The following is a 9696-nucleotide window of genomic DNA, read 5'->3' as shown; positions in this document are numbered from 1 at the left end:
CCATCGCCCCGGCCACCCCGGCCCCGGTTTCGCGGGCGGTGCGGGTGCCCGGCAATGACCCCTTCAACGAGGCGTCCGAGCCCCGGATGCCCATGGGGGGCTCGCCAGAGGACAAGCTGGAGTACTTCCGGGCGGTGGTCCGGCAGAAGACGGAGACCCTGGCCCGCGCCCGCACGCTGTACGCGGAGCGCGACGGGGAGGTGAACGGGCTGAAGCAGTCGCTCACCCAACTGCGCAAGGAAGCGGCGGAGGCGAAGGCGCAGCTGTTGGCGGTGAAGGACTCGCCCGCGAAGCTGGTGCAGACGTCGGAGGCGCTGTCGGGCGCGGAGAAGCGCGCCGCCGAGGCCGAGGCGAAGCTCGCCGGCCTGGAGGCGGAACTGGCCTCGTTGGAGGCGGACCGCAAGGACCTGTCGCGCGCGCTGGCGGAGGTGGAGTCGGAGATCCCCCGGCTGACGGCGGAGCTCCAGGACGAGCGCGAGTCGCGGGGCGCGGTGGCCGAGGAGCTGGTGGGCGCCAAGGAGGCGCTGTCGCTGGCGCAGGACCGCGTGGCGGAGCTGGCGGCGGAGAAGTCCGAGTCGCAGGGCGCGCTGGAGGCCGTCCAGGAGCAGTACCAGCAGGTCGTCGCGGACGTGGAGAGGCTGGGCGGCGAGCTGGAGGAGATGACGGGCGAGCGCGACTCGCTGAGCCTGCGCGCGGGGCAGTTGGAGACGGCGCTCGCGGAGGCGCAGGGCGCGCTGAGCGCGGTGGAGAGCGAGAGCGACTGGTCCAAGAGCTCGCTGGAGGAGTCGCAGGGGCGCGCGCAGACGCTGGAGCAGGAGCGCGACGAGGCGCGCCGTCAGCTCGCGGTGGTGGAGGAAGGGCTGCGCACGCTCCAGGGCCAGACGGCCGAGCTGGAGAAGGCGCTGGCGCTGAAGGACGCCGAAATCGTCGGGCTGCGAGCGGCGCTCACCGCGCGCACCACGGAAGCGGCGGAGCTGCCCGTGTTGCGGCAGGCGCTGGAGGGGCGCGCCTCGGAGCTGGCGCGGCTGACGTCGCGTCTGGAGGCGGAGGAGGCGCGCGCGACGGAGCGTGCGCAGGCGCTCGAAGAGGGGCTGTCGCAGGCCGGTGAGCGGGCGTCGGTGGCGGAAGGGGAGGCGGCGGCGCTGAAGGAGGCGCTGGAGGCGCTGGAAGTCGAGCAGGTGGCGCTGCGCGACAGGATGGAGGCGGACGCGGCGGCGCTGGGCGAAGCGGCGCAGCAGGCCGAGGCCAAGGTGGCCGAGTTGACCTCGGCGCTGGAGGCGGCGCAGGTCGAGCGCGAGGCGCTGAAGAAGCAGGTCGGCGCGGCGGAGATGAAGGCGGCGACCACGGACGCCGAGCGCGTGGGACTGGCCGCGCGCGTGTCGATGCTGGAGACCGCCTCCGGGCAGCGTGAGGCGGAGCTGGCGCGGGTGCAGGGCGTGCTGGCGCAGGCGAAGGAAGACGTGTCGCTGGAGCGCGTGCGTCGCGAGGCGGCGGAAGCCGAGCGCGCGGACGCACAGGTGCGGGCCGCGGAAGAAGAAGCGCGCGCGGACTCGCTGGCGGCGGGGAAGGGCGGCACCGAGGCGGAGCTGGCGGAGCTGCGCGATGAGCTGGAGGCCACGCGCGCGGAGGCGGACAAGGCGGAGCGGCTCCAGCAGCGCTTGAAGATGCTGGAGGGTGCGCTGGAGTCGGCCAAGGCGGAGGCCACCAAGGCGGCGCAGGCAGCCCAGGTCGCGCAGGCCGCGAAGCAGAAGGAGACCGAGGCGAAGCTGGCGCAGGTCGAAGCGGCGCAGGCGAGTGCCTTGAAGGAGGCCGCCGAGAAGCTGGCGCAAGCCGAGGCCGCGCAGGAGCGCAAGCTCAAGGACCTTGAAGCGAAGCTCTCCCAGGCCGAGACCGCTCAGGCCAGCGCGCTGAAGGCGGCCGCCGAGAAGCTGACGCAGACCGAGGCCGCGCAAGCGAGCGCGCTGAAGGCGGCCGCTGACAAGCTGACGCAGACCGAGACCGCGCAAGCGAGCAAGCTCAAGGACCTCGAAGCGAAGCTGACGCAGACCGAGGCCGCGCAGACGAGCAAGCTCAAGGACGCCGAAGCGAAGTTGTCGCAGGCCGAGGCCGCGCAGGCGAGCAAGCTCAAGGACGCGGACGCCGCGCGGTCCGCGACGGAAGCGAAGCTGTCTCAGGCGGAGTCTTCGCAGGCGGGCAAGCTCAAGGACCTCGAAGCGAAGCTGGCTCGGGCGGAGGCCGCGCTGGAGGAGTCGCGCGGCGCGAAGGCGGGACAGGCCAAGGACTCGGACGCGGCGCGAGCGGCGGTGGAGGCGAAGCTGACGCGCGCGGAGTCCTCGCTCCGGACGGAGCAGGAGGCTCGCGCGGCGCTGGAAGCGAAGCTGGTCCAGCTCGAGAAGCAGGCGGGCGGAAAGCCCGCTGGCGGTTCCGGCGACTGGGAAGCCGAGCGGGAGGGGCTCAAGGCGGACGCGGCGAACCTGAAGCGAAAGCTGATGGCGGCCGAGACGGCGCTCGAAGCGGCGGCTGGCTACAAGGCGAAGATCGCGAAGCTCGAAGCGCAATTGAAGGGCCGGAAGTAAAGGTTTGCCCCTCATGCCGTTCGACGCACCAGTGGACCCGCTCACGGGGATGGCCGCGGCCCGCTTCGGGCTGTACCTGCATTTCCCCTATTGCCTCGCGAAGTGCCCGTACTGCGACTTCGCGGTGGCGGTAGCGAAGCAGGTGCCCGAGGAGCGCTATGCGAACGCGGTGCTCGCGGAGCTCGACACGCGGCTCGCGGCGTCGCCCGGGCTGCGCTCGAAGCCGCTGGAGTCCATCTTCCTGGGCGGCGGCACGCCTTCGTTGTGGCACCCCCGCTACGTGGCCCGCGTGCTGGAGGGCATCGCCGCCAGGCTGACGGTGTCGCCCGGCGTGGAGGTGTCGCTGGAGGGCAACCCGGAGCGCGCCGACGCGGAGCGCTTCGCGGGGTATCGGGCCGCGGGGGTGAACCGGCTGTCGTTGGGCGTGCAGTCCTTCCGCCCGGAGACGCTCAAGGCGCTGGGCCGCGCGCACGACGCCGCGCAGGTGGAACTCGCCGTGGAGCTGGCCCGGCGGGCGGGCTTCCCGGTGGTGTCCATGGACTTCATCTACGGCGTGCACGGGCAGAGCGTGGCGCAGGTGGAGGAGGACGCGCGGCGGGCGGTGGCGCTCGCGCCGGAGCACCTGTCCACGTATGCGCTGACGGTGGAGCGCGAGGTGCTGGCGGAGGACACGCCGCTGTCCAAGCGCCTCAAGCGCGGCGAGCTGGAGCTGCCCGCGGACGACGACGTGGTGGAGATGGCCCGGGTGGTGCGCGAGGTGTATGGCGCGGCGGGCCTGCGCCGCTATGAAGTGTCCAACCACGCGCGGGAGGGCTTCAGCTCCCGGCACAACGCGCTCTACTGGACGGGGGGCGAGTACCTGGCGCTGGGCGTGGGCGCCACGGGCATGCTGCTGACGCCCGAGCCCTCGCGCTACGTCAACGTGCGCAGCCCGGAGAAGTACCTGGGCGAGGTGGAGGCGGGCCGCTTGCCGGAGGAGGGGCGGGAGGCGCTGGGGCCGGAGGAGCTGTTCGCGGAGCGGCTGTCCATGGGCTTGCGGCTGGTGTCCGGCGTGGACTGGGAAGTGGTGTGCGAGCGGTACGGGCAGTCGGTGGAGGCGCGGCGGGTGGAGGTGGCGCGGCTGGTGGAGCACGGCTTCGCGACGCTCACGGGTGGGCGGCTGGCTTTGACGGAAAAGGGCGCGGACGTACACAGCGCCGTCTGCGCGCGGCTGCTCTAGTCAGCGGCGCGCGCGAGGGATGTCGAGGAGCTTATGAGCAAGTGGATGTTGTGGATGTTCCTGACCCTGCTGACCGGCAGCCCGTTGCTGTCGCTGGGCCTGGTCATCGTCTTCATCTTCGTGGCGGACCGCTTCACGTGGCGGCTCTTGCCCAGCCCGGTGCGCATGTTCAAGCGCTTCCAGCGCGCGGGCGAGCTGGCGGGGACCATCCTCACCAATCCTCACGAGCGGCGCGCGCGGCACGAGCTGGCGGACATCCGCGTCGAGCAGAAGCGGTACGACGAAGCCGTGGACATCCTCAAGCCCAACCTGGAGGCGGGCGACGAGGACGTGGACACCCTGTACCTCCTCGGCGTGGCGTACCTGGGCTCCGGAGACGCGCGCCGCGGTGAGCTGCTGTTGGACGAAGCGGCGAAGCTGGACGCGGGCTATCGGCAGGGCGCCATCGACCTGGAGCGAGGCCGCTTCCGGCTGAAGCGCGGCGAGGTGAAGGGCGCGATTGAAGCCCTGGAGCGCTTCTGCGCGGTGCGGCTGGGCTCGGTGGAGGGGCGCTATCTGCTGGCGCGCGCGCTGGCGAAGGACGGGCGCGCGGCGGACGCGGCGCGGATGCGAGAGCTGGCGTGGGGCGAGTATGTGGCGGCGCCGGGCTTCCAGCGTCGCCGCGAGCGCCGGTGGGCGTGGCTGTCGCGCCCCAGCCGGCCTCTCACCTACGCGGTGCTGCTGGCGTTGGTGCTGGGGACGGGCGCGGCGGTGGCGAACCAGCTGGGCCTGTTCGCCCCGCGCGCGCACGGCCGCCACGGGTATTACGGCGACCGGTACTCCGGCGAGATGCCCTCGGCCACCGGCCTGGAAGAGGACGTGGACTAGCCTGGAGGTCGGCGCGGGCCCGCGTTGCAATGACAGACCCGGGCGCGCGGCTCGTGAAGCGAGGGCCCGGGTTCAGGGCCCGTCGTAGCAAGCGAAGTTGCAGTACGGCTTGCTCTGGTTGCCGTTGGGCGCCAGGTACCCGGGGCAGCACTGCACGCTGCCGCAGACCACGGTGGGCGCGGCGAGGTCACACGTTGGAACGCAGGTGCCCACGACGCAGGTCTGGGTGCTGGGACATTGAGATTCGTGCGTGCACGGCCGGCTGTGCTGCTCCGTCGTGCCCAGCTCCTGACCGGGGTCCTCCACCGAGCCGCCACAGGCGGCGGTGAGACAGAGCAGCGTGACAGCGATGCTGCGTGAGAGTGACTTCATGGGGGTCCTCCAGGGGTGTGGAGCCCCATCCTAGGCCCCTCCGGGCGGTGCCCACGCCGTGTTCGAGTGACACAAGGGGCCGTCGCCCCGCGTCACCGTGGTGCCCCGGGCGCACCTGGCCGTGCGAGCCGTCAACGGTTGCATGTGAGGCTTCGCACCCTGAGTGAATCCGCCTTCGCTCGCTGTTCGAATCTCTCCGTGAAAGTACGACTCCCTGGAACATGTCTGGAGTCACTGGACAGCGGGAGCGAGGGGGAGCGTAGGCTTCCGGGGCCAGCCCTTCTCGCGTCCACAGCCGAGGCACCGCTCCATGTTTCCCACCCCGTCGCAGGTGCTCCGCCAGCGCGAGGGCTTGCTCGCCGACACGCCGTTCCCCCTGCTGGTGCATGCGCTGATGGTGGAGGAGCGCACCTGCACGCTGGAGCTGAAGGTGCGGCAGCGCGAGAAGCGCATCCTCTTCGAGGACGGCTCGCCGGTGGCGTGCCAGTCCAACCTGCTGCACGAGACGCTGGGCAAGTACCTAGTGGAGAAGGGCCGGCTGACGGAGGCGGACTACCAGAAGTCGCTGGCGGAGAGCGTTTCCACGGGCATGCAGATGGGCGGGCTCCTGGTGCAGAAGGGGCTCATCAGCCCCTTTGACTTGTACAAGCAGCTCCAGGCGAACCTGGCCCACAAGCTCCTGGATTGCTTCCGGTGGGTGGACGCGAAGTACCGCCTCATCGCGGACGCGGAGACGCCGGACGCGAGCGTGCGGACCAACCCCGCGCAGCTCATCCTGACCGGCGTGGAAGGGGTGATGCCCTTCGACGCGGTGGCCACCCACTTCACCTTCACGGACGAGCGGAGATTCGGGCAGATGCCCGGCGTGGAGTCCGGGCCCAAGCTGTCGTCCAAGGACGCGCGGCTGTTGCAGCAGCTCCGGCAGCGGCCCACGTTCAACGAACTCCAGGAGCGCACGGGCTTCGACACGGAGACGGTGCTGCGGCGGCTCTACGCGCTGTGCCTGCTGGGCGTGGCGGGCTTCGTGGAGGACGCGGACGCGAAGGCGGCGGAGCTGTCCGCGCGCGCCGCGCCGGTGCCCGTGGCGCAACCCCCGGAGCCCGTCGCCCCGGAGCCCGTCGCCGCGCGGGGCACGCCGTTCTCCGACGAGGACGTGGCCGCCAGAGACGCCCTGGTGACGGCCTTCCTCGCGCACCGGAGCAAGGACCCGTTCGCCCTGCTGGAGGTCCCCGAGGACGTGCAGCCCCTGCCCCTGCGCCGCGCCTTCCTCGCGTGGGCGGAGCGGTACTCGCCCCTGCGCTTCCAGACGCCGGAGCTGAAGGAGAAGGCGGAGGCCCTGCTGGCGGCCTCCGCGAAGGCGTACGGCGTGCTGTCGGACGCGGAGCAGAACCTCTTGTGGCGCAAGCGCCGCGCGGCGCACCGCGAGAAGGAGCGCGCCACCACGGGCCGCCCCAGCACCGCCGAACAGTTCCGCATCCGCACCGACCTGCTGGATGCGACCACCCAGTTTGACGAAGCCCGACGCCGGCTCGCCGCGAAGCACTACGCGGGCGCGTTCGAGTACTTCGAATACGCCTGCGACATCGAACCCAAGCCGCTGCATCACGCCTGGCGCGCCTGGGCTCGCTACCTCATGAAGCCGGAGGCCCACGGCCGCCTGGCACTCCAGGAACTCCAGGAAGTCGTGCGCCAGGAACCCGGGCTGGAGGACGGCTGGGGTTTCCTGGGCGAGGTGGCCCAGGGCGAGGGGCAGTGGGCCCTGGCGGAGGACTCCTTCCGCAAGGCGTTCAAGCTCAACCCCAAGAACCGCCGCTACGTGGAGCTCATCCAGGAGATCGCCCGACGGCGCTGAACCCGGGCACGGGACTCGCTCATCCGCCCGCCATGCGGGCGCGCTCATGGCCATTCGCGTCACTTGCTTTTGCAACCGTTGAGAGTTTTGGCGCGACCCATCGGTCATGTGGCCGCCTGGAGTCTTCTGGCGCGGCTTTTTTCCCAGGGAGAGGGATGCTTCGAGCCTGCGATGACGGCCCGCGAAGTTTTCGTCTCCGCGCCGGCAACATTAGGGTCGTGAATCGCGAGATCAGATTGTCAGTGTAACTTCGTGGTGCTCGGGGCGTGCGGTACCCCAGCGCCCTTTCGCGAGGCTGGATGCGCTCCCTCACCACAGCGACCCAATCAGGCCAGGCCGCGGTGGAGTCCGCCATCGTCCTGCCGCTCTTCGTGTTCCTCATCCTGGGCACGCTCCAGCTCGGGCTGATGCACCAGGCCCGGCTCCTGACGAAGTACGCCGCCTACAAGGCAGTGCGAGCCGGCTCCCTCCACAACGCCAACGTGAAGACCATGGAGGCCGCCGCGCTCGGGGTGCTGCTGCCCATCCTCAGCAGCCGGGCCGGTGGCGCGGGTGGCATCGAGTACACCCGCCCGGTGGGCAGCGCGCAGGAGTTCGAGACCAAGTTCAACGAGCTGAAGAGCAACGAGATGCCCGGCGTGGACCTGAAGTACGCGGAGGTCACCGTCTGCGGCCCGACGCAGGAAGAGGTCTCCGGGGGGGCGGAGTTCGACTTCGACGACCCCAAGAACACCAGCCCGGCCAACTGGCGGCAGAACCACCGCACCAAGCTGCGCATCCAGCTCACGCTCAACTACCGGCTGCTGATTCCCTTCGCGGACTGGGTCATCTACCAGGCCGCGCGCGGCCGTGAGATGCCGATGCTGATGCGCATGGGGAAGGTGAAGGCGGCGGAGCAGGCCAAGGTCTCCACCCGCCGCTTCGGAGGCGCCGCCACGGGGGAGAGCCCCTACGAGAGCGCCGCCGGCCAGGGCATCTACATCATGCCCATCCGCGCCACGTACACCATGCGGATGCAGTCCAATCTCTATCTCAACACCAACGCCCTGCCAGCGAGCAACGCATGCATCTTCCCGTTCTCCTACTGAGCCGGTCGCGCCGTCGCATCCAGCGGGGGCAGGCCATCGTCCTGGGCTCGCTGTCGTTCCTGGTGCTCGCGCTGATGGTGACGCTGAGCTTCAACCTGAGCCACGCGCTGCGCCAGAAGATGAGCCTGCAGCAGCACAGCGACACCCTGTCGTTCTCCATGGCGGTGCTGGAGGCGCGCGCGCTCAACTACTACGCGGTCAGCAACCGGGCCATCGCCACCTCCTACGTGGCGATGAACAGCCTGCACGCATACATGTCCGCCGCCAGCCTCACCGGCGAGATGATGCGGGCCTCGTCCAACAACTTCATGCAGATCGCCCTCATCGAGTTCGGTCTGTGTGTCGCGTGCGAGTTCATGTGCGACCACTGCGAGCACATCGCGGAGGCGATCCAGATCGCCAACGACTTCAGTGACGCCGGCGACGACTACGACGACAAGGTCAAGGACTTCGAGTCCAACTTCAACACGGCCATGGAGGGGCTGGACCTGATGGTGGACAACATCCACACCGCCCAGCGCTCGGTCCACGACAAGACCCTTCAGGCGGTGAAGGATGGCAGGAGCCACGGCCTGTCCCAGCTCAAGAGCTACACCGCGCCCAACGCGAGCGAGCTCGTGTCGGCGGTGGGTTCCATCAACGCCAACGAGTTCAACTGCGCCGTGGATGGGATGGAGTGCCAGGGCAGCGAGAGCAACTCCTCGCCAGAGGCCCGCGCGCGGGTGATGACGGAGATCGCCAACGCGACCCGCTCCGGATGGCCCGCGACCCGGACGAGCCCGGGAATGGGCTCCCCGATGAACAAGCCCAAGTACCTCAACGCCCAGTTCTTCCAGGAGATGGACGACATCCCGAACAACGAAGCCCAGAAGATGATCAACGGCACCCGGGGGACGGCCAAGACGGTGAAGGACAATGGGCAGCTCACCCAGGGCGGCCAGGAGGGGGGCAACGAGGGCTCCATGGTGGCGGCGCAGGATGAGGGCAACATCACCCACCAATGGAAGCACGGCTTCGGGTTCAGCTCCTTCAAGTCGGAAATCTGGAGCGACGACAGCGGCGGCGACCACAAGGGTGATGGCGCACACTCGGGCCAGCATCGGTTCGAGGGCGTCAACGTCCGGGCGCTCACCGGCTGCGCGGGCTCTGGAAACTGCTTCATGAAGTTCCGCGCCAACCCGGACCCGGACCGGGACTGGGGCCAGCCGCGCGTCTACAGCTACCTGTCCATGCGCTTCCGCGTGGGCGACACGAAGCGCGCGCCCTGGGAGCTCAACTCCTCGGCGCAGGTGAAGCTCACCCATGGCCAGCAAGGCGATGGAAACCTCACCGTCGCGGCGACCGAGGGCATGGCCATGTCCAAGTCGCTCGTCTACTACCACCGCTTCGGCGACGACGGTTGGAAGGAGGCCCCCAACCTCTTCGCGCCCTACTGGCGCGCCAAGCTGCACCCCTACACCAAGGGAGATGCGCAGCAGGTGCTGGAGGCCGCGGGCAACTCGGAAGCCGCCCAGATGTCGCAGGTGGAAGGGGTTGCGCTGTGAGGACTTCCAGACATCGCGCGGCCAGGGGCGCCGCCGCCGTGGAGACGGCGCTGTGCATGTTGGTCATCATCCCCGTGTTCATGTACGCGCTCTTCCTGGACGACCTGCTGAGGCACACGCTGGATTCGCAGGAGACGGCGCTGTCCACTGTCTGGGATTACGCCGTGCAGGACTATCC

Annotated in this window: 7 protein-coding genes; 6 read left to right on the top strand and 1 reads right to left on the bottom strand. The window is 69.9% G+C overall.

Annotation, left to right across the window (positions count from 1 at the left end; genetic code table 11):
• From HR086_RS40450 to HR086_RS40440, 3 genes are all read left to right on the top strand, one after another.
• Positions 1–2576, top strand: a 2576-nt coding sequence (locus HR086_RS40450; RefSeq protein ID WP_174468279.1) for a plectin 1 isoform 8, incomplete at its 5' end; no start/stop codon positions are given.
• A gap of 13 nt (positions 2577–2589) precedes the next feature.
• Complete coding sequence (gene hemW / locus HR086_RS40445) at positions 2590–3795, top strand: radical SAM family heme chaperone HemW (RefSeq protein ID WP_141644466.1); 1206 nt, start codon at positions 2590–2592, stop codon at positions 3793–3795.
• A gap of 33 nt (positions 3796–3828) precedes the next feature.
• Positions 3829–4662 (top strand): hypothetical protein, encoded by an 834-nt coding sequence (locus HR086_RS40440; RefSeq protein WP_174454627.1) that lies wholly within the window; start codon positions 3829–3831, stop codon positions 4660–4662.
• Positions 4663–4734: 72 nt separating this feature from the next.
• Here HR086_RS40440 and HR086_RS40435 read toward each other — a convergent pair whose 3' ends face one another.
• Positions 4735–5034: a hypothetical protein gene (locus HR086_RS40435; RefSeq protein ID WP_141644464.1), complete on the bottom strand. Its 300-nt coding sequence runs from the start codon at positions 5032–5034 to the stop codon at positions 4735–4737.
• Positions 5035–5344: 310 nt separating this feature from the next.
• On the opposite strand from HR086_RS40435, the gene HR086_RS40430 reads away from it, so the two are divergent.
• From HR086_RS40430 to HR086_RS40420, 3 genes are all read left to right on the top strand, one after another.
• Positions 5345–6886: a DUF4388 domain-containing protein gene (locus HR086_RS40430; protein WP_174468278.1), complete on the top strand. Its 1542-nt coding sequence runs from the start codon at positions 5345–5347 to the stop codon at positions 6884–6886.
• 299 nt (positions 6887–7185) lie between these two features.
• Complete coding sequence (locus tag HR086_RS40425) at positions 7186–7974, top strand: TadE/TadG family type IV pilus assembly protein (RefSeq protein ID WP_141644462.1); 789 nt, start codon at positions 7186–7188, stop codon at positions 7972–7974.
• The gene (locus tag HR086_RS40420; RefSeq protein ID WP_174454629.1) at positions 7950–9518 is read left to right on the top strand and encodes a hypothetical protein; all 1569 of its coding nucleotides are present in this window, start codon (positions 7950–7952) and stop codon (positions 9516–9518) included. The genes HR086_RS40425 and HR086_RS40420 overlap by 25 nt, the downstream gene beginning before the upstream one ends.
• Positions 9519–9696 lie beyond the last annotated feature (178 nt).

This window comes from Myxococcus sp. CA039A (genome assembly GCF_013336645.1).
Classification (GTDB): Bacteria; Myxococcota; Myxococcia; order Myxococcales; family Myxococcaceae; genus Myxococcus; species Myxococcus llanfairpwllgwyngyllgogerychwyrndrobwllllantysiliogogogochensis.
This window is presented reverse-complemented; position numbering and strand designations above follow the sequence as displayed.

Coding starts and splice junctions, on each gene's coding strand:
- hemW (WP_141644466.1), top strand. CDS start 2,590: ATGCCGTTCGACGCACCAGTGGACCCGCTCACGGGGATGGCCGCGGCC.
- HR086_RS40440 (WP_174454627.1), top strand. CDS start 3,829: ATGAGCAAGTGGATGTTGTGGATGTTCCTGACCCTGCTGACCGGCAGC.
- HR086_RS40435 (WP_141644464.1), bottom strand. CDS start 5,034: ATGAAGTCACTCTCACGCAGCATCGCTGTCACGCTGCTCTGTCTCACC.
- HR086_RS40430 (WP_174468278.1), top strand. CDS start 5,345: ATGTTTCCCACCCCGTCGCAGGTGCTCCGCCAGCGCGAGGGCTTGCTC.
- HR086_RS40425 (WP_141644462.1), top strand. CDS start 7,186: ATGCGCTCCCTCACCACAGCGACCCAATCAGGCCAGGCCGCGGTGGAG.
- HR086_RS40420 (WP_174454629.1), top strand. CDS start 7,950: ATGCATCTTCCCGTTCTCCTACTGAGCCGGTCGCGCCGTCGCATCCAG.